This window comes from Paenibacillus sinopodophylli (assembly GCF_005930355.1).
Classification (GTDB): domain Bacteria; phylum Bacillota; class Bacilli; order Paenibacillales; family Paenibacillaceae; genus Pristimantibacillus; species Pristimantibacillus sinopodophylli.
Map to the genome: position 1 here is coordinate 1,791,799 of NZ_VDBO01000001.1, position 23,131 is coordinate 1,814,929.

Annotated in this window: 18 protein-coding genes; 6 read left to right on the forward strand and 12 right to left on the reverse strand. The window is 39.6% G+C overall.

The window, feature by feature from the left end:
* Positions 1–83: 83 nt before the first annotated feature.
* From FGT79_RS08130 to FGT79_RS08155, 6 genes are all read right to left on the reverse strand, one after another.
* On the reverse strand, positions 84–1,088 hold the full coding sequence (locus FGT79_RS08130; protein WP_138752193.1) for an AraC family transcriptional regulator: 1,005 nt from the start codon (positions 1,086–1,088) through the stop codon (positions 84–86).
* Between the two features lie 18 nt (positions 1,089–1,106).
* Positions 1,107–2,684, reverse strand: coding sequence for a response regulator (locus FGT79_RS08135; protein WP_138752194.1), 1,578 nt, complete (start codon positions 2,682–2,684; stop codon positions 1,107–1,109).
* Between the two features lie 22 nt (positions 2,685–2,706).
* Positions 2,707–4,566 carry a cache domain-containing sensor histidine kinase gene (locus tag FGT79_RS08140; protein WP_138752195.1) on the reverse strand — a complete coding sequence of 620 codons (1,860 nt, stop codon included), beginning with the start codon at positions 4,564–4,566 and terminating at the stop codon, positions 2,707–2,709.
* A 95-nt stretch (positions 4,567–4,661) separates the two neighbouring features.
* A complete protein-coding gene (locus tag FGT79_RS08145; RefSeq protein WP_138752196.1) occupies positions 4,662–6,326 on the reverse strand; it encodes an extracellular solute-binding protein in 1,665 nt (554 codons plus the stop codon).
* Between the two features lie 67 nt (positions 6,327–6,393).
* Positions 6,394–7,278: a carbohydrate ABC transporter permease gene (locus FGT79_RS08150; RefSeq protein WP_138752197.1), complete on the reverse strand. Its 885-nt coding sequence runs from the start codon at positions 7,276–7,278 to the stop codon at positions 6,394–6,396.
* Between the two features lie 16 nt (positions 7,279–7,294).
* Positions 7,295–8,254, reverse strand: coding sequence for an ABC transporter permease (locus tag FGT79_RS08155; RefSeq protein ID WP_138752990.1), 960 nt, complete (start codon positions 8,252–8,254; stop codon positions 7,295–7,297).
* A gap of 326 nt (positions 8,255–8,580) precedes the next feature.
* Between FGT79_RS08155 and FGT79_RS08160 the strand changes: the two genes are divergently transcribed.
* Positions 8,581–10,155 carry an alpha-L-rhamnosidase-related protein gene (locus FGT79_RS08160; RefSeq protein WP_246096213.1) on the forward strand — a complete coding sequence of 525 codons (1,575 nt, stop codon included), beginning with the start codon at positions 8,581–8,583 and terminating at the stop codon, positions 10,153–10,155.
* A 78-nt stretch (positions 10,156–10,233) separates the two neighbouring features.
* Here FGT79_RS08160 and FGT79_RS08165 read toward each other — a convergent pair whose 3' ends face one another.
* From FGT79_RS08165 to FGT79_RS08175, 3 genes are read right to left on the reverse strand one after another with little or no spacing between them, the layout of a single operon-like run.
* Entirely contained in the window at positions 10,234–11,229 is a 996-nt protein-coding gene (locus FGT79_RS08165; RefSeq protein WP_246096215.1) for a ketoacyl-ACP synthase III, read from the reverse strand.
* Positions 11,230–11,254: 25 nt separating this feature from the next.
* On the reverse strand, positions 11,255–11,491 hold the full coding sequence (locus tag FGT79_RS08170; protein ID WP_138752198.1) for a hypothetical protein: 237 nt from the start codon (positions 11,489–11,491) through the stop codon (positions 11,255–11,257).
* Positions 11,469–14,093, reverse strand: a complete 2,625-nt coding sequence (locus FGT79_RS08175) for a hypothetical protein (protein ID WP_138752199.1) — start codon at positions 14,091–14,093, stop codon at positions 11,469–11,471. The genes FGT79_RS08170 and FGT79_RS08175 overlap by 23 nt, the downstream gene beginning before the upstream one ends.
* A gap of 731 nt (positions 14,094–14,824) precedes the next feature.
* Here FGT79_RS08175 and FGT79_RS32525 point away from each other — a divergent pair.
* The 4 genes from FGT79_RS32525 to FGT79_RS32530 all read left to right on the forward strand — a co-directional run bounded on the left by FGT79_RS32525 (position 14,825) and on the right by FGT79_RS32530 (position 17,040).
* Complete coding sequence (locus FGT79_RS32525) at positions 14,825–15,094, forward strand: VanZ family protein (RefSeq protein ID WP_425464993.1); 270 nt, start codon at positions 14,825–14,827, stop codon at positions 15,092–15,094.
* A gap of 171 nt (positions 15,095–15,265) precedes the next feature.
* Positions 15,266–16,048 (forward strand): SHOCT domain-containing protein, encoded by a 783-nt coding sequence (locus tag FGT79_RS08185; protein ID WP_138752201.1) that lies wholly within the window; start codon positions 15,266–15,268, stop codon positions 16,046–16,048.
* Between the two features lie 206 nt (positions 16,049–16,254).
* On the forward strand, positions 16,255–16,593 hold the full coding sequence (locus FGT79_RS08190) for a hypothetical protein (RefSeq protein WP_138752202.1): 339 nt from the start codon (positions 16,255–16,257) through the stop codon (positions 16,591–16,593).
* A 27-nt stretch (positions 16,594–16,620) separates the two neighbouring features.
* On the forward strand, positions 16,621–17,040 hold the full coding sequence (locus tag FGT79_RS32530) for a transposase (RefSeq protein WP_171056125.1): 420 nt from the start codon (positions 16,621–16,623) through the stop codon (positions 17,038–17,040).
* 373 nt (positions 17,041–17,413) lie between these two features.
* Here FGT79_RS32530 and FGT79_RS08200 read toward each other — a convergent pair whose 3' ends face one another.
* Together FGT79_RS08200 and FGT79_RS08205 are read right to left on the reverse strand one after the other, a co-directional pair.
* Positions 17,414–17,677: an Imm32 family immunity protein gene (locus tag FGT79_RS08200; protein WP_138752204.1), complete on the reverse strand. Its 264-nt coding sequence runs from the start codon at positions 17,675–17,677 to the stop codon at positions 17,414–17,416.
* Positions 17,678–17,977: 300 nt separating this feature from the next.
* Positions 17,978–18,847 carry a YitT family protein gene (locus tag FGT79_RS08205; protein WP_138752205.1) on the reverse strand — a complete coding sequence of 290 codons (870 nt, stop codon included), beginning with the start codon at positions 18,845–18,847 and terminating at the stop codon, positions 17,978–17,980.
* Between the two features lie 560 nt (positions 18,848–19,407).
* On the opposite strand from FGT79_RS08205, the gene FGT79_RS08210 reads away from it, so the two are divergent.
* Complete coding sequence (locus FGT79_RS08210) at positions 19,408–21,642, forward strand: helix-turn-helix domain-containing protein (protein WP_138752206.1); 2,235 nt, start codon at positions 19,408–19,410, stop codon at positions 21,640–21,642.
* A gap of 99 nt (positions 21,643–21,741) precedes the next feature.
* Here FGT79_RS08210 and FGT79_RS08215 read toward each other — a convergent pair whose 3' ends face one another.
* Entirely contained in the window at positions 21,742–23,052 is a 1,311-nt protein-coding gene (locus tag FGT79_RS08215) for a carbon-nitrogen hydrolase family protein (RefSeq protein ID WP_138752207.1), read from the reverse strand.
* Positions 23,053–23,131: the final 79 nt, after the last annotated feature.

Consider the following 23,131-nt stretch of genomic DNA (forward strand, 5'->3'; position numbering starts at 1 on the left):
TCGGAAATGACGACAGGACACCCTTTTCTTTTGAAATATTCATTCGTTGCCGCACCCATTGCACAGGCAATGTTTCACAAAAATTAACTCATCACCTTCTCAGTTTCCATCGATTTACGGTAACGATTCGGGGTTTGTCCATAATAATCCTTGAATTTCCTGTAGAAAAAACCTGGTGACTCATATCCGATTTCATAGGCAATCTCATCAATTTTTTTATCCGGATCCTTTAATAAATGAACAGCTTGCACCATACGCTGAGTTTGAATCAAAGCTAGAAAGGTTTGACCTGTCCGTTCCTTCAGCATATTTCCCAGGTAATTCGCATTAAATCCAAAGGCCTCAGCTAACCCCGTTAATGTGCAATCTCGAAAGTTTTGTTCGATATAGTGCAAAATATCGATGATGCTCCCTTGCCCGTTCGTATGGTTGAGCTCGAAATTTTTATCCGTTCGATATACTCTCATGAGTTCGGTAAACACCAGCGGAATATAGTAGCCAACCATATCCATCGACAGATCATCCGCATCAAAGTACTCACACATCATATCCTTGATGAGATTATGCAGTTGAAGTCGATTCTCCGAGTGAAACAATACATAACGGTCATGACTCTGATTCTCGGATAAGGCGTTAGATAAGAAGCTAGACACGATTCCGGTTCGATTCAACCTGCTGAGTAATCTCGACAATAGCGAATCCTTTTTAATTATAATATTAATTAGAATATCATTTTCTCCAAGGGGATAAATACGATGAAGGACATCCTTATCCAGCATACATACTTGGCCTTGGCTGATTTGAACCAAATTCCCATTGATCTCCTGCTTACATTGTCCCGAAAACATATAATTCAACTCGAGAAAGGTATGGTTATGCAATGGCATCGGAGCAAAGCGATGATGCTTGCTAATGAAAATCGGTCCTTGATCAAAAAAATATTCCTCTTTCATGCGGGGAACCGTACTACTGTTCTCTGCTTTCAGCTCTTTTCCATCAAATTCATTGACGTTGGAGCGAGTAATTACCTGAATTTGCTCAATGGAATCAAGCTGCCGCAAATACTGATCCAATTGGAAATGATCCAATGAAATAACCCTCCATTTTTACGTTTTTTTTACATCTCCCATCAATATTTCCTTCTGGTTACGATATTCCATAGGACTAACACCAACGATATCCTTAAATACCCGATTGAAATTTTTAGTATTCTCAAAGCCGACATTTGCTGCGATTTCATAAATTTTATCATTCGTTGTTTCCAGTAACTGTTTCGCTTTACCAATCCGATATTTCTTAATGTAGTTGACGAAATTTTCACCTGTAAAGTCTCGAAACGCTTGGCTGAAATAATAGTAATTGAAAGAAACCATGTTGGAAATGATCGTCATATTGATGTTTTTATTATAGTTTTCATGAATATATTGTAAGGCATCTTTTATTTCCTTATTGTCTATTTTAGCGGATTTAAGTGTTTTAATATACTCATTGACGAGCATGATGAGACCTTCCACTTCGCGATAGTAATCTTGAAAATATGCGAAATTATACATATCCCCCACTGCTTTGTAACGTTTCAAAATATCGACCGATTCTTTGCCATATAGATGAAAGACATAATCAAATACTAATTCATTCAGATTTTTACTGATCTCTTCAGTAAACTGGATATCCAAGGTGAGCACTTTATTAATGTCCAGCACTTCTTGCAGAAGCTTAATCAGCTCCTTCTCCCGACCCGCGCCCAGCATATTTGCGATCATTTTTATCTGATCGACGGGGACGTCGAAATCACAGCTTCGTTCCTTAATGTTCTCATACCACTCTATTCCAGGAGTTGATCGAAGGAATGTATATTTCAACGCTTGGGCAGCTTCCTCATACGCAATAGGAAAGCTTTCTATCCTAATATGAAAACCACTCACTGCTAACATATAATCATATTCGGAGAGTGGGATCTGAGCTGCTAGGTCCTTGAATGATAAGTCTCCTTCTGTCAGAATGACCGCTCGGCCGCTGCGATCAAAAAAACGAGTGATTTGGAACGTCAATGCTGGCTTCACTTTCTCCAGCAGACCATCCACTTGCGCTTTGAACACACCAGCTCCAATTTTCTGCAAATCTCCTGCATACTTGATGATCAGGACTCGAAAGCCAGAGTCGAGCCAATGGAGACCTATAGCAGACAACTTATTCCGCACTTCCTCTGCTTCCAATAACAGGTTTGTTGAATAAAAATACATCTGACTTTCCTTATGCGCTTCCAACTGCTGCGCCGAAGCAGATAGCACTTCTGACACTTTTTCTCTACGCACCAAGTCTTCTTCAATGCGTTTAATAGTAAGACTTAGTTCTTCACGAACGACCGGCTTCAATAAATATTCCTTCACATCATAATGAATAGCTGCTTTAGCATATGAAAAATCATCATAGCCACTAACGATAACAATAACGGGCTTGTTCGGTTTATCCTGAAGTAATGTAATGAGCTGAAGCCCGTCCATCTCCGGCATAAAGATATCTGTTATCAGAATTTCTATATTCATCGTTTCAATTATATGCAGTGCTTCTGGACCATTGGAAGCTACGTATATTTCATACTCGTTTTTAAACTCCCTCTCGATCATCGCTTTTAAACCGAGCCGTATGTTTTTTTCATCATCCACAATCAGTAGTTTTCTCATGAAACCGTTCCCTTCTACTTTTTCATAAGGGCATCTTAACCTTCACTTTGGTATATTCCCCTTGCTCGCTCTCGATTCGCAAACCGTTTTCATAACCATAATACATTTGGATTCGCTGATTTACATTTCGAAGTCCAATGCCGCTACTCCCCTGCTTCGTCATATGATCTTCTGGAATCGCAGCTTTAAACTCCTCATCATTTATGACCAGCTTTTCACGAAGATTACGAAGCTTATCCGCTGATACCCCGATTCCGTTATCGGTCACTTCCACATAAAATGACTCTTCGAGAATGAACGCATGAATGTGTATTCTTAACATGTCCTTTTTCATTAGGTCCGTATATATGCCATGCTTTACCGCATTTTCTACGATGGGCTGCAAGGACATTTTCAATATTTCATGATCCATATACAAGTCAGGTATTTCAATATCAAGCATCAACTTATCGTCATAACGAATATTCATGATGGAGATATAATGCTCGATATGCTGAATTTCGTGTCGCAATTGTACGCGGTCATTGGTCCATCTCAGATTGTATCTCATAATACTTCCGAGCGAGGTCAAGGCATCCGAGATCGTATATTGACTCTCGATTTCTGCAAGCATTTTTAAATTTTCCAGTGTGTTATACAGAAAATGAGCATCAATCTGGTTGCGCAACGATTGTAACTCTGCTTCTTTTGTAGCTGCACTCCGATCAACTGCTTCCACAATCAGTTCATTTATTTTTTTCAGCATTTGTCTGAAATGATGGGCTAACTCTCCAACTTCATCCCCACCCTTGACCTGAATATCTACATTGAAGTTACCTTTTCGAACTTTTTTCATAGAGTCGCGTAAAATATGCAGCTTCTTCAATACAATAGATTGCATAAAAAACGTGGTAATCGCCAGAAGGATAAGCAGGACTGCGACAACGAGTATGACCGTGTTTCTAGTGTGATCTACTTTCGAGTAAGTAGCTTGCAGAGAAATAACATTAACCATATCAACATTAAGTTTATCAATGTGCCCAATTACACATAAATACTCTGACCCCTCGTCCGAGAACAGAAAGGACGTGTTTCCGCTCGTTTGTTGTGCTCTGATCTCCGCTAGCATCTTATTCTGTGTAGATTCTGAAAACGTAGTTGTCATGTTCGTATATTGATCGTTATGCTTATCTAATATAAAAAACAACGATTGCCTGTCCAAAATATTGCTATACGCTCTGCTGAAAAAATCCTCAATTTGCATATCTACTTTAATAATTCCCAAATAGCGGTTAGACGGGTAATTGATTTTTCTAATAAATGATACATAAGAATTGGTTTGCTTACTCTCCACCGGGTTGCGATCTAAAACATCCTTTTCGTTCATTAATATTTTCCAGATCACACTTTCCTTATCCTCAAAAGCCTCTTTGTACCAAGACCTTTCTTTCACCCTTGCCTCTTTATAAATGACTGGCCATATTTCATTCACATATTGATTGCTTACGAAAAAATGAATATTGGCAATATCTGGGTTATTGAATAACACTCTTTGAAGATAGGAATAAGAAGTTGATTCGAACTCCATTAATTCTGAGACAGGCAAATCTCTATCGGTACTCGCATAATCAAGCAGTTTGTCATCAGAAACCGTTAGCTGAGCCGTTCTTTCCATGATATCCATTTTGTTCGTCATTTCCTGTATTTCACTTTCCATCACGAAATGGTTTTCTTTTATGATGTCTTTAATCGTAGTTTCATAAAATTCATTAAACAAATAGTTCGAGAGAACAATGACGGGAACGAGGAAAACAAGAATATATGCTCCAATCAGCTTTGTTTGTATGGACAGGCTGTCAAATGCATGTTTTAGCCTATCTAATAAGGTAAATAACCGCTTCATGGTTCTATGCCACCTTCCATCGTCATGCCAATATCATAACATGAAGCAGCCGGAAACCTGATGGTTTCCGGCACTCTCCACTTCTCCACTACCCGTTACTGGTTCAATTCTTCCATTTTCTTTTTATTTTTTTCAATCTGTGCATTTTGATAAGCTTCTACTTTTTCGTATCCGGCATCCTTTCGGAATTCGAGATAGTCAGCAAAAATTTTATCAAATTCATTATCCAGCTTTGCGAACATTAGCTTCGGAAGCACCTTGCCCCATTGTTGATTCACTTTATTTGCAATGATTCCCTCTTCTGAGGTTCCTGTCGGATTAATCCCATCATATAAACTGAAGCTTACTGTTTTCCCTTTCGTCCAATCCTCAACCTGTTTGCCTGGCTCGGCTGCTGGCGGATCCCACTGCATTCTCATATTCGTGTCCATCAGCATCCAATATTGATAACTGACACCATATTTTTTTCCTGATGCAGCACCGTCTTTATTCATTAGCTCCACAACTTCAGGCTTCAATTGATCTTTACCATCGATGGAGTCATAGGTTACGCCCTTCTCTCCCAAAGAAGCGTCTTTTTGCCCTTCTTCACTAACCATATAAGACAAGAATTGCATAGCTCTTTCTTTATCCTTCACCTTTTTGGAAATCATCGTTAACGTCCAGCCGCCAATTCCAGGGCCAGAGAGCGTCGGCTGATCCAAATTCGTGTTTGCCGGTCCGTCTACCGCAATATATACACTATTAGGGTCTTGCTGATACAATGTTGCATTTTGCGCTGACATGTCAGTACGCTGGTAAATCATAGCGAAATAGCGTCCCTGTGCGATTTTTTCTTCCATTTGAGGGCGTTTATCGATGAAAATATCTTTGGATAAGAGACCTAGTTCATTTGCTTCTCGGAAAGTTTTGAGCCAAGCAACATAATCAGGATCAGTCGTACGATCATAAACCTTACCATCCTTTTCTCTCGGCAAAGCAAGGAAGTTCATGAGATGATCACCGAGCGCGTTGTTCCCAACATCAGTAAACTCTTGGAGCCCAAGTGGAATAAGAGGTTGTCCATTCACTTCGGGAAACTTCTCCTTCGCTGCTTTTAATGCATTCAGGAAGCCTTCCGGCGTTCTCATATCAGGACTACCGATGGCCTCATACATATCTTTCTTCACAAGGAAGGTTTGTGCAGAAGTAAAGTTCTGACCATATTTCTTGAAATCCTCGGATGAAGAAGATGCATTAGGATAACCATATACATGGCCATCATCCTGTTTTAACCATGCCAGCTTGGCAGGGTCGGCAACCTTATAGAAGTAAGGATCGTATTGATCAGCCAATTGATTAAGCGGCAGTACCAATTCTCCTTCAATCATTTTTTTGACAGCATCATTAGACACGTCAATGGTAATAAAGTCAGGCAAATCGCCTGAGGCAATCATCGTATTCAACTTTTCATTTTCATTACCTGGAGGGACGATGAAATTAACGCTTACTCCCGTTTTTTTCGTAATGTATTGGCTTGTTAGATCTTCGCCCCACTTGGCACCGAACCATGAGAAATTGATGTACCAGTCAAATGTTATGGGATCCGTTTTACTTCTCCAACCCGGTTCGTTCGGATCTGCTGTACTAGCTTCAGCATTTTCATTGACTGAACCATTGCTGTTACTGTTGCTCTTTCCGTTGTTCGATGAACATGCAACGATAGTGAAACATAGCAGCAAACTGAATGCGGCCATTAGGTACTTTCGAGCTCTTCTCATCTTTCAATCCCCTTATCAATAATGATTTATATATTACCATCTTGTCGTTAAACAAGAAATGTAACCGTTATCCTTTTACTGAACCAATCATCATGCCTTGCACAAAGTATTTCTGCAGGAACGGATATGCTGCTACGATCGGCATGGTGGTAATAACCATCGTTGCTAGTTTGATAGATTGTGAAGTGACTGTCTTGTTTACAATCCCCGCATCGGCTGCCATTTGATTGGAGCTGGATTGCGCAATGATGCGATACAAGTAGGTTTGAATAGGCTGCAAATCAGGATTGTTAATGAATATCATACCTGCGAAGTAATCATTCCACTGAAATACACCTTGAAACAAAGCGATAGTAGCCAGAACTGGCATCGATACCGGAAGTACGATTTTGACGAAAATAACAAAGTCATTAGCTCCGTCAATCTTAGCTGCCTCTTCTAACGCATCGGGAATTTCTCGAAAAAAAGTCATAAATATAATTAAGTTAAAGAAACTAAACATCGCAGGGATAATATAAACCCAAAAGCTGTCGAAAAGGCCTAAGTCCCGAATTAGGAGAAAAGAAGGAATCAGTCCTCCGCTGAAAAATAAAGTCATCGTGCCGATTAGCAGATAAATCCGGCCACCGATTAAATCCTTATGTGATAAGGCATAGGCAACCATCGCGGTAAATAAAACATGTGTAATCGTACCGATCAGAGTCTTGGCAATCGTGACACCCATCGCTGTCATAATACCTGAGTTATCAAATACCGCTTTATAATTGCCGAAGCTAAATTGTCTGGGCCACCAGTAGATCCCCCCGCGCATCGCATCAGTGCCTTCATTAAGCGAATTGACCAAAACGTACCAGATCGGATAAAGCGTAGCAAAACATACAAATAGCATTAGCAAAATATTTATAAAATCGAAAGCTCGTTCACCATAGGTTTTTCGCTTTAGTGAAAACATGCTGCACACTCCTGCTCTAGAATAAGGATGTATTGTTTAGGCGTTTAGATACAAAATTGGCAGTCAACAGTAAAATTAGAGCAATAATAGATTTGATCAATCCAACTGCCGTCGAATAGGAATAACGGGCCTGCTGAAGACCGACCTGATAAACATAAACATCGATTACATTACTGGTAGACTCGTTAAGTTGATTTTTAAGTACCATGATCTGATCAAAGTTCGAGTTCAGCACTCCACTGACTGCCAGAATGAACAGAATAGATATCGTTCCTTTAATGGATGGCAGCGTCAAATAAAACATTTTTTGAAATCTTCCGGCACCGTCAATCGTTGCCGCTTCATAAAGCTCGGGTGAAATCCCAGCAATCGCCGCCAAATAGATAATCGCCGACCACCCAAGCTCCTTCCAAATATCCGAGATAATAGCAAGTCCCCAGAAATAGCTAGGCTCAGCCAAAAATACGATTGGCTCGTTTATGATATGAAGCCATAGGAGCACATCATTGATAATCCCCACATCTGCCAGCCAAGTCGTCATAATGCCGCCTAGAATGACCCATGATAAAAAGTGAGGTAAGTAGGAGATCGTTTGAATAGATCGTTTGAAGCGTATCGACCGAATTTCATTTAGAAATAAGGCGAACAGAATGGGAAGCGGAAAGCCAATTAGAAGCTTAAGAAAACTCATACCCAATGTGTTCCTAATGACATACTTCAAATTGTCATCTTCCAAAAAAGCTTTGAAATGATCCATGCCAACCCACGGCGCCTCCGAGATCGGCTTAATAATGTTGAATTCTTTAAAGGCAATAATAATCCCATAAATAGGAATATAATTAAATATGACCATCCAAGCTACTCCGAGTAACGCCATTGCTTGCAAATAACGCTGATTCACAAGCTTTCTCAGAAGTTTATTTCCCCTTTTTTTTGGAAAAGAGCTTGGTGCGTGAATACTTGAATTCGACTCCATGTGCTGTGCCTCCATTATGTTATTCCTCCAAGCCAGTAACTGAATGTCTCTATTGTATGGCATTGAATTCCGTAATATAAGGCGTTAAATTACAGCTATAGTTGCAGAATTTTAGGTGCGCTTTCTTTGCTAAATTTCCAAGGAAGCAATCAAAACGAATGAAAAAATAGGCTTACTTTAATATTCGATTATTTTCGCGTTGTTACAGAACGGAAAAGATGCGAAAACTGTAAAATGAATAGTTTTTTCTGTACTAGCATCATTGATGAATGAGTCAGAAAACATTTAAATGAATAGGAGATCATTTACTGAGAGGGGCAATATACGTGGCCAACATCCAAGTTATGAAGGATCATACGATTATTAGAAATGATGATTTTATTGCAAAAGCGGAACAGCTAAAACCGGAGCTCATTCGTACAGAAGTCCATCCGGTCCATCTTATAGATGTAGTATCGGATGCCTCTGTCGTACATGGATGGAGAGCGAATATTTTGGAATCTGCTGAAGGACTAAGTGTGAAAAGCTTTGGCAAGGGTGATCAATTTATTTTGGACTTTGGCACACATCTTGTCGGATATCTGGATGACATTCACATCCGTCCAGTCGGAAGCCCGCCGGATGCGCCTCTACATCTTAGAATTACCTTCGGTGAAATGCCGATCGAGATGGCTGAACCCTTCAGCTCTTATGAAGGCTGGATCAGCAGCTCTTGGCTGCAAGAAGCAGTGTTCTATGTCGATGTACTGCCTGGGGTTATCTCTCTGCCTCGTCGTTACAGCTTCCGCTATGTAAAGTTTGAGGTGATCGCAGCTTCCCAGAAATACCGTGTCTCCTTCGACAAAATCGTATGCCGCACGGTTACTTCTGCTGATATCAGCAAGGTCACACCATTAGAGCATTCAGATGAGCTTATTCAGAAAATGGATGAGGTCAGTATCAAAACCTTGCAGGACTGCATGCAAATCGTCTTCGAGGATGGTCCTAAGCGAGACCGCAGACTATGGCTAGGGGATCTTCGGCTTCAAGCCTTGGCGAACTATGAGACCTTCAAAAATAACGAACTAGTGAAACGCAATCTATATTTGTTCGCCGGTCTCCCTAATGACAAAGGACAAATTACGGCCAACGTGTTTACGTTTGCGGATCTAATCGCTGATGATACGTACCTTCTCGACTATTCGATTTTGTTTGTCAACACCTTGTACGACTACTATGCTGCCACGCAGGATCTAGAAACCTTGACGGAGCTTTGGCCATCAGCACTTAGACAAATCGAGATCGCCTTTGACTATTTGGATGAAAGACATCTCGTTCGTGATTCAAATACATGGTATTCCTTCATCGATTGGAATCAGGAATTGAACAAGCAAGCATCAACGCAAGGCGTGTTGATCTACGCTCTGCGCAGAGCGATACAAATAGCCGAGATAGTTGGCAGTGATACTGTATTAAGGTTGAAGCAGCAGCTCGATTTGATTGTAGATTCGGCTAAAGAGCATTTATGGGATGAAGCATTAGGCTTCTTCATAAGTGGTGCAGACCGTCAAGTCTCTTGGGCCAGCCAAATCTGGATGGTTCTCGCGGAGGTATGGGAGCCTCAGAGAAATAAAGAGCTGCTTAATCACTTGTTGGAAGTGAAACCTGCTGTAGGTGTCACCACTCCTTACCTGTACCACCATTTAGTTGAGGCGCTTATTCTTTCAGGTGATAAAGAAGTCGCCATCGATCAAATGAAAGGCTACTGGGGTGAAATGATCAACGATGGAGCTGATACGTTCTGGGAGCTATACGATCCCACGAATAAATCCTTCTCTCCTTATGGCAATCCAATGATCAATAGCTATTGCCATGCATGGAGCTGTACGCCCACTTATTTAATAAGGAAATATCATTTGTAGGTCGTTAAAGGGCTCAGGTTCCATTTGTATGATAAAAATAAACCGTACATAGCCAACAGGCCGTGTACGGTTTATTCATTACCATTGAATGGAGCATGCTCCCAAAGAATAGCCCACTCCGAACCCAACCAATAGTATGTTTTGATGATCCTTTATACGTCCTTCTGACAAATCCCGTTTTAAAGCAATCGGAATACTTGAAGACACCGTATTGCCTAAATCGCTCAGCTGTACCGAAAATTTATCCTTAGGAATTTGAAGACGATGACGTATTTTATCAATCATATATAAATTAGCTTGGTGGAATATAAAATAATCATAATCCTGCAGCGATTGATTTTGCTTCGTTAGCAGGCGATCGACCGCTTTTGGAATTTCTTCATATGCATATTTGAAAATTTCCGGACCGTTCATATAAAGATTCGCATCCGTGCGAATATGATTTCTTTCATCCTCATGCTCGACCCACGATTCCGGTCCTATCGGATGTCGCAATCCACCGGAAGGAATTATTAAATTTTTCCCGCCTCTTCCATCCGTTTCAAAATGAAATTTGCCGATCCCCTGACCATCGCGATGATTCCCCTCATCCCCAACAATTAGAGTCGCTGCAGCAGCGTCACCGAATATGGGCTTTACACTGTTATCTTTTTCATTAATGTATTTACTGTAGGTATCTGAGGTTACTAAAAGCACCTTCTTGGCTTCGCCTGACCCTATCAGACTTTTCGCCATAAACAACCCGTAAATATAGCCTGAGCAGCCATGATTAAATTCCATAACACCACACTCGGAAGGCAGACCCAATCTTTCATGAAGAATGCAGGCCGTAGAAGGAAGAATGTAATCGGGAGACTGTGTGCAATAGAGGAAAAAATCGATCTCCTCCTTGTTCACTCCCTGATTGAACAGCTTCGCTACCGCCTCGAAAGCAAGATCTGACGCATATTGTTCCTTCAATGCAATGTTTCGAGATAGAATGCCAATTTTATTCGTCAACGGATTATTAGGGTCATTAAACTCCTTATGATTCGGAACAAAATACTCGACATGACTAATCCGACATGTAATCACATGAATCGTCTCCCCTTCGCAATCTTTATGCTGACGTTCTTTCTCTGATGAACGAGCTCAGCTTATCCAGAGAATTCAGATCCTTTTGATGCACCTTACTGAAATCAAATTTGATTCGGAAAGCAGCTTCTATATCGATAGAAAGGGCAACAAAATCAAGAGAATCAATGGATTGAAGTACCTGGTCCAAATCCGTTTCACCATTTTCGTTATAGCCATTAATGATTTTCTCTAGCTTCTCAAACATAGCTTGGTCGCTCATTAGATCTCTCCTCATTGTCAATGTCAAAACTCTTTACGCCATTCTCTGAATACAGTAAAACCTGCTTGTTCAAATATTTGTTTCGACCATTTACATAGCCATTCAGCATAAGGCTCCCGCTTAGAAAGCTATTATCCAAAAGCTCGTAATCATTGGTATACAAAAACATGAGCTTCTTGCTCGGATCCAGCATTTGTCTAGTCATAACCACCAAGATATAAGATCCCTCGATATATTCGCCAGATGACAACTGATAGCCATATGGATCAAAATACAAACCGCATAGCGCTCGCAACCGAATAGTGAGCTCTTCATTCCGATGATCACAAAATAGCAACGTATGCAATCTTAGGCTCTCTAGCTTCAAATCTTTATAATAATACTTCTGATAGTTCACATGGATCTCTGGCCGCCATGTATTCGTAACCGGTTTCAAAAAAGCATTGGCTGTTTTTTCAATAACGCCCTGAGTATGATCCTCTAATAGCGGTACAAAGGTTTGGAAGTCCTCTAGATAAATGTCCAGCAGTCCCATACCTTGGCATGAATAGCGGTTCTCCAGCTTGTCGGTATTGATTAATTCAAACGTATCATTTACCAGCTGGAACGTAAGTGATGAAGTAAAACCATAATCTCCTACGTCGAACGGCTTCTCATTAATATGAATATACTTAAACCATTCATCATCAAATGCAATAGTAAAACGATTCACATGTGTTAATTCAACCGAAAACTGTATATCGTTTTTATCAAGGGTTAGCTCGGCATACTCACATTCTTTTGATATTTCATTCAGCGTGATGTAGCGTGTCTGATTATGTCTCTGTCTTTCCGTCCTGAACTGAATGCGCATCGTTGAACAATCCATGCTCTTACTAAGCAATAGCTTCAATACTGACGGGCATAGCGTATAAAACTCTGCATCAAAATGATTAAGATCCGCTAATAAAATGCCTGTATAGTGCTCCTTGCTATATGATGTTAGTGACGCGATCTGATGAAAATGCTCAATATGAGGATGATCTGCCGTACCACATAAGTGAATAACTTCCATATGAGATACATTGGCTAAATTTGGTCGATATGGAGAACCCCCGTCGACTAATATGGCCGTGAAGAGATGAGGATTTGCTTGTGCAATAGCCCATGTGGCATAAGCTCCATTCGAATTGCCATACATATAAATGCGAGTTAAGTTTATGTTCATTTTACACATGATTAATTGGTATACTTCTAGAAACGAAGCTTCACCAATATAACTGCCTAACGTTACGCCTCTGCCGCTCGGAACAACGAATATAAACTCATCTCCGCTTGTGAGCATTTGTTTGATCGGGTTGTATACAAAGGGTTGGGCGTATCTGCGTATAGGCAAATGAAACAATACCGGATATGCTTTATTTTGGTCATATGAATGGGGCAGTGCTATCGTGTATTTCTCAACAGAGCTGTCGATTTGGGAATGGTAATAGACATTCACAACATCCCTGCATTGGAATAGAAAATCGTTCCACCTTCCCCCAGTGCGATAAACGTCTAATAGTTTAGACAGTATCTCCACTTCATCAATGATCTCTCTCAAATCTTCTGCATAGGCTATGTTGTCAGACAATAATTCACAAACTTCCTTATACCTGTATTCGAAATTAATTTTGTCCTCTAATCCCAAATTCAAATATTTGGTTTCATGTTGATAGGTTTGCAGGAGCCCGTTCAGCTTGATGCGCCAGTCATTCACGAGCACATAACTGGTCTCTTCTCGTTTTCCCGATCCCGTATCGTATTGGACTACAAGCTTGAGAAATGGACTATCCGGATAAGACTTTCGATACTCGACTAAATCCAAACGGACTCGCTCAAGCATACCTGTTGTAAAATGGTTTATGCTATTTTCGTTGCCGTCATACATATGTACGGTGATTCTATCCTTAGCTGAAAGATGGATATAATCTTTCGGTAACACCATGAATTCGTGGACTGCCTCTTCCCTTCGGTCTGCGCGAGTCTGGACAATATCCACCTTATTCATTAGCGAATTCTCCGCATACTCCCTGAGCCAATTCATCTGCGCATGGATCGATATCTCATCGAAAGGCAGATCATAAAGGACCAATCCTTTATTAAATATCGAATTGTACTCAAGCATAACCGTATGCTCCCCCATTGCTAAGGGGAAGATGATCTCGCCTCTTCCATCATAATTGTCGCCCTGAAGGAGCAGTTGATCATCAATCCATATCTTGCAGTAATTCATTATTTTTTGGAGTAATACACTTTTGGGTTCTTCACAGTAGATCGTAAAGAGGATAAGAATACGTTCCTTATTACTTTTCAAACCTAAGGACAGTATATTAAGCTCGCCATCATCGTCCAGCGTGTCATAATAAGCGATCGGAAGCGGTGTACCATCGGCAAGCAATACCACTCCTCCATCGTCTATTACGCAATCGCCATCCATAAACAAATGCGATAGTTGATGGTTTAGTATGTCATTGTCAGGTGGACTAACAAAAGGACCTGCCAGCAAAGCATGTTTAATTTTTATTTGATTATCGACAAATGAATACGTTACCTTTTCTTTACTTGATTCGGATATCCGCATTAGTTCTATCTCCTATATCGTTTTAATAGTAACGAATTAGTTGTGTGAGATGATTGATTATCTGAATCTTTTGGCGCTTCATTCTCTGTACTAGAATGCGGATCGGTTCTACTTGTAGGTGTGTGAAATGTATGTGGGTCGTGTAGTCATTAGCCGTTCAATGAGGGTCGATCTGGATGATTTAATTGAGGAGTTTCTCTAGATGCAATGAACGTCATTTCCCTCCAATCCTACATGGCAGCATGTAATTGACGGAATCGTAATTATAGATAGAGGCTAACAGTAAATGGTATCTTCATCATACGAACCTTTTGGGATCGCTGTCAATATGACGGTGTAACTGAATTGTGAGGTTCTCAGGTTAGGGATGAGCTATTTGAATCTTATATTACGGAATATGGGCAAAAAAAGACGATAGAACTAAAGCTCCATCAGCTTCTTTATCAATTGTGTTTCCTCGTAACGCCGGCATTCCTTTTTGAATTCGATTGATTCATCTTCAAATAAAAAATTAGCGCTTATAATGATAATTTGGAATACACAAACTATTGTTGTTCAATTTTGTAACATTAAAGTTTTTTGGTAGCTTTGGTGAGATTGAAAGAAGAATTGGTTTTGTCAAAATCAATAGGAGTGACGGATAATGGAATTATAATTTCGAACCTTTTAAAACGATATACTTATCTCTTAAGAGCTTTCTAGAGTAATCAGATACAAATGCAATTATTTTGTTGTGTTTTAACGTAATTGCTTTTAGTCCAATGGATCTTTTAATATCGCTCATAATGCGTAAGCCATCATTCTTAAAAAAGTTCTTAATTTCCCTATTTATTATTATTGCAATAGAGATAATTCAATTCGTAACTTATCTGGGTATTGCAGATGTGGATGATGTTATTTTGAATATAACTGGCTGTGTTATCGGTCACTTAGCATATATAATAGTTGCTAAGTTTCAGATATTTAAAATAAAATCTAATAAGCAAATGGAAACCACCTAATAAGCGGTTTTTGTTTTCTACGGTGCCTTAAAATACTGTTTTCATAAGACAAATTGTCGTCTTTAAGGTATAATATGCCTAAAAAGTTAAGGGGAGTTTACTATCAGTTATAAAAATCCATCTACAATTCTTATGATGATATTTACTGGAATATTGGTCTTAGGAGTTATATTGACGAATCTTATTGTTTTTTTAATCGGTCTTTTCGGTACATTGATTTTTCTTGTAGTTTCTCTTGTAAGTTTGATAAAAGCAGGAATTCTTTTAAACAAAAAACTAGATACTCAAATTAAAGATATGATCAATGATATTGGGAATTTTAATGTTTCACAAGATTATGTATCCAATGACAGAGAAAACTATATTGCTATTGATGAAACTAGCAAAAGGGTGGCTTTTGTTTATAATCAGGAAATTAATACAAGTACTGTTATTGTCGATAATCTATTTAGTTATAAATGTGCTGTTTACTCGTATGCGAATGTTTTACAATCATCAATCATTTTAGACGGCAACACAGTAAGCACTGCATCAAGTATGACTACTATTGGAAGATCCTTATTAGGTGGATTTTTGGCTGGAAAAACCGGAGCAATTATTGGTGGTTTGAGTGCTGCGAGAACAACTGAAAACCAAGTTAAAAAAATTCTATTGCAGATAGTTGTAAACGACATAGCAAAATCTTTTCATACAATTACTTTTGGAAGCTTTCCAAAAGGAGCCCAAAAAGATAATTTATCCTTTAAAGATGCTGAAAGCAAAGTAACTCATTGGCATAACATATTATCATTTTTAATTAAACAAGTTGATGATGCCGAACGTTCAGATCCCAGTAATAATTCAAAGGGAAATTCGGTTGCCGATGAATTGACGAAGCTTTCCATGTTGGTAAGAGATGGATTAATGACACATGAGGAATTTAATCAACAGAAGATTAGATTGTTAAGTCAATAGATAGTAAGGCGAAGCGATCATAAAATGGTCGCTTTTTTAATATTAATGAAATAGTAGTTTCAAGTGGAGCAATATTGAAAATTCAAACCGTATTATATACAGTTATATTAACAGGCCTGTTGATTAACCACTAGATGGTAGAAAAAATGCCGTCAACCCGGTAAAATGTTTGTACCCCTACAAACAGATCGGAAGGTTACGACTCCATGAAAAAGTCTAACACGATTCTCCCCATTCTTCAAACTGTCCTTACGCCCGAAGAAGTCGAAACCATAGTGAAGACGGTTGGCTATGTCGATACGGCGCGAAAATTCACCCTTTATCAGTTGCTTCACTATTGGGTTGCCGCAGCCAGTGAGGAATGGCCGGGCTATCGTTTCGCCCCGGATCACGCTGCTTCTAGTGGCCTGTCTCCCGTTCACTATTCTTGTTTTTCCGGAAAAGCAGCTGATGTACCGTTCGCTGTATTTAAGGAGCTATTTCAGCTACTTGTTCGCAAATATAATCTTGAAACGAGGCGCAAGCTGGTCTTCCCAAAAGAATGATTGCTTATTGACTCAACAACTATCACAGTGGGAAAAACTCGCTTACCCTGGGCACCTTACCACGGTGAAAAGGCGGCAGTTAAACTGCATTTCGCATTATGGGCTCAAAACGGACAGCCGTTTAGCGTTACGGAAAGCATTGGTGCAAGGCATGATGGCCCTTTATGCGAATCCTTGGAAAACCCCAACTTTATTATGGTAATGGACCGAGCTTACGACAAATTGAAACGCCTGGATCGCTACAAACAAGAGGGTCAATCCTATGTCATCCGGCTTCGTGACAATGTCCATTTCGAAAAACCCTATGCGCTAAAGCGTCAAGTCCTTGCAGATTTTCAAGTCATTCGAAATATCACTTGCCAGTTGGGAACGCCGCAGTGTCGTTCTAAGCATCGTCACCGCGTGATCATTTTTCGTGATTTTGAGGGGGAGAAGTTCGCGTCGTGACTGATTTGTTAGGCGTTACAGCTGAGAAAATCGCTCTGATCTATAAAGCCCGCTGGCAAAATAGAATTTTTTTCGTTGGATTAAACAACATTTAAACATTCCAACGTTATTTGGTACGACTGAAAACGCCGTCTATGGCCAATTATTCTCTGCGATGATCGTCTTTGTGTTGCTCAAATGGATATTTGATGGCTCAAGTCAAGAATTCCCTCGTCATGCTCATCTTTCGTTTGTTCGATTTGCTCGCTTACTGCTTGTTGGTCGACTATCTGTAGAATGGATGATTCGATTACATCGTCTCCTTACAGTGAATTATGGATTAATCTCAGATATAAATTATGGTTAATCATAAGGACTGGAAATAAATATACTTTTATACATTTTTCTCAAATATCAACTCACATGAATTATCCTCTAATGAATTCATTACGTCTAAATGAATGTGGGCACCCATCGGAACTTTTGCTTGTGCAAGATTCAGCAAGTGATTGGCAAGTGATATTAGACCAGCTTCATTCGCGACGATTTTCACACAGTCATTATTTATGGATGTATGAATTATAAAATCTTCATTCCATAGAAGTTTTAATCCTTCTTCAGGCGAATACTCAGGAATTTCGATCATAAGTTTCTTCATGTACTTCCCTCCAACAATATGTAATTACTTACATCTACATCATTTTACCAGTCTTATAGCGTTCGGAACCACTATTTCAAGAATCAGATGTGTTCCAGTCTGAAAGTACTACATCCCTTGATAAATTCTATCGTACCAATCGGAGTCAAGACCTCGTTTTTCCCTTTACTGACCCAAATAAACACCAAAACCATGCCAAAATTAGGCGTGGTTTTGGTGTTTTGAGTCTGGTGGATAAAACATTCACAAATAACGTCTCTCCAACATATAAAAATATCCCGGAATAGAAACTGAATGATTTTAGTGGATATCCTTCTTCTTAAAGCTTCCGCCTTTTACTTCTGCAACCTCATACACCATAATGAAAGCATCTTCGTCAATTTCACGAATAATTTCTTTCATCTTCCTCTCCTCCAACCGGTTAATGACGCATGTGATTTCTTTAAAATACTCATTCGTATATCCGCCTTGCACCACACTATACGTAGCACCGCGACCCAAGCGATCGCGAATGGTGTCAATCATGGTTTCAGGATGTTTGGTAATGATTTTGAACGTTTTTGCTCCGCTCAAACCTTCCTCGACGATATGTATCACTTTGGAAGCTATAAAATAGGCAATTCCTGATAATATAGCACCTTGCAAACCAAATACGGTCGAAACAACAATGAATACGAATACGTTCAGGAATAAGATTAGATCACTCGTACCGAAAGGGAGCTTTCTGGAGAGCAATACTGCCAACATATCTATGCCATCCAACGCGCCGCCGTTACGAAGTGCAAGACCCATACCCAAACCAATGATGATACCTCCGACAACAGTGACGAGTAGCGTATCTCCTTCTACAATTGGAGTAATATGATGCATGACGATGGTACCCACAGCAAGTGAAGCAATACCGATCACCGAATAGATTGCGAAGCTTTTCCCGATCTGCTTATACCCTAAATAGATGAAAGGTAAGTTCAGAATCGCAATAAGAAGTCCCAAAGGCAAGCCGAACAACTTCGACCCTACGATACTAAGGCCTGTTACTCCCCCATCAGATACGTTGTTAGGAATTAATACGGCTTCAAGTCCGTAGGCCGTAATAAAACCGCCGATAACCACAATGAGCCCTCGCAGCAGCGAGCTCAATACTACAGTCTGTTTACTCTCTTTCTTCATTTTAAACCTCATTCCCTAGTTTTGTTTCTTAACGCCCACTCCGTATAAATCTTTTTTTACATTAAAATTTTAAATATCTATTGGCTTAAAGTCAAATAAATCTTTCCAGAGGAGGAACATCTACCCTAGGCAATCTACAGGTCTTATTTTGTCGAGATTATCCATTCACTGGAACTTGAATTGAGAAGAAATGGGGATAGCATTCTGCTGCTCAATGCGGATTTCAATCCAGTCAATACCGATCGGATCGATTAGTATTTTCAAAAAAATCAGTTATTAAGGTTCTACTGTGGCACTATTTAATAAATTCTTAACAATCTGTGAAACAATTAAAAATATGATGATACTAACGTGCTTCTATTGATGGTTTAATATAACTAACAATATAATGAAGGAGAAATACATGATTAATTAACATGGATAGGCATAGACAATAGCGAGAGCTTTCAACTTAAAATCTGAAACTTCGCTCAAATATGGTCTTAAAAGAACAATTCGGGATATGTTTTTGGTTATTATTGAAGGTTTATGAGAAGATTCCCTAGGGTAGGTGAGGTAAGATGTCAGTGGTTAAGTCCCCTATGGGAATGTGGTCTCCATTCAGGCTCAAGGATAAGACATCCTCTTTGTTTATTCGATTGCTAGTCAGTTTTCTAATCGTTATTGCGCTATTGGTATCTTTTATTTTATTTTCTGTAGTCTTCTACAAGGAAAGTATTAAAGATGAAGTTATTAAATACAATACGCTCAGCATGCAAAAAATAACCGAAAACTATGAGAATCTAATTGCAATGATTCACAGCTCAGTTCTAACTTTTTCATTAGATTTGCAGGGAATACAAGGAAATTCGATTGATTATGTAAATGCGGCTTCCACTATGCAGAAGCTCAACTTTTTTTTATCAAATCGATTATTATACTTGGATAATGTGATCATGATGCACCAAGAATCCGGATTTGTTCTCGAGAAAGGCCGAGGAGCAGATATGGATGTCATGTTTGAACGCTATTACAACAGTCAAGATTACAGTGCTTCATTCTGGAACGATCAATTCACACAACCTAATAAATTCCAAGTTTTTCCTTCGTCATCGTTTGCTGAGATCGTTTCTAATCAACGAGTGGGAGAACGAATGTTACTTCCCATTATCGTCAAGAATGACCAAATTCCGAACTTCTATTTAATCGCTATGGCCGATGCAGACATGATTTACTCTGAGCTGCGACAAACGATTGATGACCAATTTTATATTCTAAATGATCAGAATCAGCAATTGTATTCCTCCTCACGCTCTGGACAAATCTCTTTGCCCAAGTTCACGGAGCAGTCGGGATATGTCATACAAGATAGCATCTACTACTTTTATATGAAGGGTACGAGTGGCTTAACTTATATTCATGTGGTTCCAGATACAACGATCTCGAGTCAGATCAGATGGAATTTCTCATTCGTTTTATTACTTATCCTTACCATTGCTATAAGTGTGCTCGCCTCCTTCCTGCTTAGCGTACGCATCAATAGACCCGTTAAACAGATTATTGATGCCATGCAAAAATGGAACATCACTGAGCCACGTATAAGTGGAATTAAGGAATTCAACATCATTCATAATAAAATAAGTGATATTTTGAAAACCAGCCGAGATATTCACCAGGATATGTCTGAGAAGGAGTCACTCCTTCAATATTACGCTTATTCCAACATGCTGAAGAAAATTCGTCATCAGAATGGAGATAACTCCCCTTGGATCCCATCTGATCGTCCATTTGTCCTGCTATTGTTTAAGGTAAGTTACAAGTCAATGCTGCATCAAATAGAGGTGGATGAGGAGCGTGCAACTTCTTTCATCAGAGAATATGTTAATCGAATTATTACGGAAACCTACTCTGATTCCTTAACCTTTCAAATGGAGAAAGATCAAATCTTATCGATTGTATTCTCAGAAATGAGTGATCCGAATATCGGACTCACCCTTGAGCAAATTAATTATGTGCTAGAGGCCGAGAAAAAATACTGCTTTCTGACGATTACAGCTGCAGGTGGTATAGCGGATTGGAATGAGGCTTATCAAGCCGGCCTTGAGCAGCTTAAAAAGCGCAAATTCAATGACGAGACTCAGATTATTTTAGATATAGAGAGTTCAGAGGATTATATTCAATTGACACAGGCTCAAGAAGAAGAATTAGATACAAATCTATTCAGCGGGAATGATACCGATGTGATTCAACTGGTAAGACGCGTGCTGGGGAAAATGAAAAAGCGTAATGAAACTGCGCAGAATGTCCTTCAATTCGCTGAATCCATCGTGCAGCGTACACAGAAGATTGTTCAACAACGAAATATAGACCCTACCTGCGTGCGACATGCGCTTACAGAATTGCAGACTTGTTATAACTATGAGCAGCTCGACTCCATACTTTCTTCTACGATTCAGAGCTCTGCTATTCTAATTAAAGAACTCAAGGAAAAGCGGGATCATATTATTCACTTTGTTTATGAATATCTTGAAGAGAATTATGATAAGGAAATTACGTTGGATGCTGTAGCGGAAAAGCTGAATATCTCACGCAGTTACTTATCAACGTATTTCAAAGAAAAAACCGGCGATTACTTCGTAGATTATGTAAATTCAGTCCGAATCAATAAGGCCAAGATTCTGCTGCTTAACTCAGACATTCGTATCCAAGATGCTGCACAGTCTGCAGGCTATCAGAACATTAATTCCTTTAACCGTATGTTTAAAAAGCTAACAGGCTCCACACCTAGCGAATTCCGTAAAAGCAAGTTACCTTAAGCGACGAAATAAGCTGTGCAAAAGCCCATACACAGCCATGCTCTTGTGTACAGGCTTTTGCTACATGCATGTTCCATTCTCTTGTAATATCAGATCATTCTAATACGTATCCGGCCTTCTTTCACGAGCAAACAAGTTGCGTTTATCTCCAAAAGCTGGCCCTACCGACATCCAATATTCCATGAATTTGGCATTTAAATCGATTTCGATGCCTAACACTTTAGAATCATCAGGACCAATTTCACCTAAAACTACTCCATTAGGATTAATGATTCGACTGGGCTTACTCCTAGGATCAGCAATCCATTTACCTGATCCTCCATCTACGATATCACCATTAATTCCAGCAACTACGACATACATGCCGTTATCGACTGCACGAGCTATTTGTTGAATCTTCGATTCGCCTGCCGTAGAAATACAGACAATTTCTGCACCTTTCAACCTCAGACAACGAGCAGATTCCACAAAACTCTGATCCCAACAAATGAGTAAACCAACTGTTCCGAAATCCGTTTCAAAAACGGGATAATCACTTCCTGGTGTTACACCATCCTGAGCTTCAAACAACGGAATATGAACCTTGCGATACATACCAGCAACTTCTCCGCTCCGGTTAATTAAAACACTTGTATTATAATAATTACAATTATCTTTTTCATAAAAATTAAACACAACGTAGGAACGAATTTCTTTTGCTTTTCGACAGATAGCTTGCACTAACTCACCATTCAGAGCTTGCGCAACCTCCTGAACGCTATAACCTGAGGATCGATCATATAAGGTCTCTGATAAACAAACTAGATCTGGTTGTTCGAGCCCTGCAAGCTCTAGCGTATCCAGCAGTTCCTGTACATTAGCAGACAAATCTGATCTATGCTCACCATATGGATTTATATAGGTGGTCATCAGCTTAACCTGACGTGGCCTAGCTGACTCAACTGGACAAAGTGATGCTTTCCTAAAAATAACTGAGCCGCCTGTGGCCCAACGAAATTCAAGTTCAATCTTCACTGTTTCTGATCCTACTGGGGCGTCCAATACCTTCTTCAGTCTTGAAAGACCATCTTCCGCAGCCTCATAAGTATCGACATACTCTCTCCCCAACCATTTGCCGACTTCATCCATCCAAGTGACAATCATATTCACGGATACCGATTCATAATTAATCTGCTTCGTTTCATATTCAGCCATGATTTCATATGAAGTACCCTCAAGTACGTCATTGACTTCACAATACCAAGCGCCGTAAGCGTGAAAAGCGTCTACAGAAGATAGGCTAAGCCACGTATCGTCATGATCTAATCTCCTATTAAATATCGGTGCTATTTCCTGCCTAGGTGTCCACGATTTCCATTTATCAGAAGAAAATAGCGGCAATAGGTTGTTAACTTGCTTCGTTGTTTTCATTTGCAGCTCCCTCTAAATGAAATACACAAATCCATGTGAAACAATGCGGCAGCCACTATTTGAACAGTACCTGCCGCAT

Bases quoted from the DNA above. Each gene is read 5' to 3' on its own strand.
- FGT79_RS08135 (WP_138752194.1), bottom strand. From the start codon at position 2,684: ATGAGAAAACTACTGATTGTGGATGATGAAAAAAACATACGGCTCGGT.
- FGT79_RS08140 (WP_138752195.1), bottom strand. From the start codon at position 4,566: ATGAAGCGGTTATTTACCTTATTAGATAGGCTAAAACATGCATTTGAC.
- FGT79_RS08145 (WP_138752196.1), bottom strand. From the start codon at position 6,326: ATGAGAAGAGCTCGAAAGTACCTAATGGCCGCATTCAGTTTGCTGCTA.
- FGT79_RS08150 (WP_138752197.1), bottom strand. From the start codon at position 7,278: ATGTTTTCACTAAAGCGAAAAACCTATGGTGAACGAGCTTTCGATTTT.
- FGT79_RS08155 (WP_138752990.1), bottom strand. From the start codon at position 8,254: ATGGAGTCGAATTCAAGTATTCACGCACCAAGCTCTTTTCCAAAAAAA.
- FGT79_RS08170 (WP_138752198.1), bottom strand. From the start codon at position 11,491: ATGAGCGACCAAGCTATGTTTGAGAAGCTAGAGAAAATCATTAATGGC.
- FGT79_RS08175 (WP_138752199.1), bottom strand. From the start codon at position 14,093: ATGCGGATATCCGAATCAAGTAAAGAAAAGGTAACGTATTCATTTGTC.
- FGT79_RS08190 (WP_138752202.1), top strand. From the start codon at position 16,255: ATGAAAAAGTCTAACACGATTCTCCCCATTCTTCAAACTGTCCTTACG.
- FGT79_RS08200 (WP_138752204.1), bottom strand. From the start codon at position 17,677: ATGAAGAAACTTATGATCGAAATTCCTGAGTATTCGCCTGAAGAAGGA.
- FGT79_RS08205 (WP_138752205.1), bottom strand. From the start codon at position 18,847: ATGAAGAAAGAGAGTAAACAGACTGTAGTATTGAGCTCGCTGCTGCGA.
- FGT79_RS08210 (WP_138752206.1), top strand. From the start codon at position 19,408: ATGTCAGTGGTTAAGTCCCCTATGGGAATGTGGTCTCCATTCAGGCTC.
- FGT79_RS08215 (WP_138752207.1), bottom strand. From the start codon at position 23,052: ATGAAAACAACGAAGCAAGTTAACAACCTATTGCCGCTATTTTCTTCT.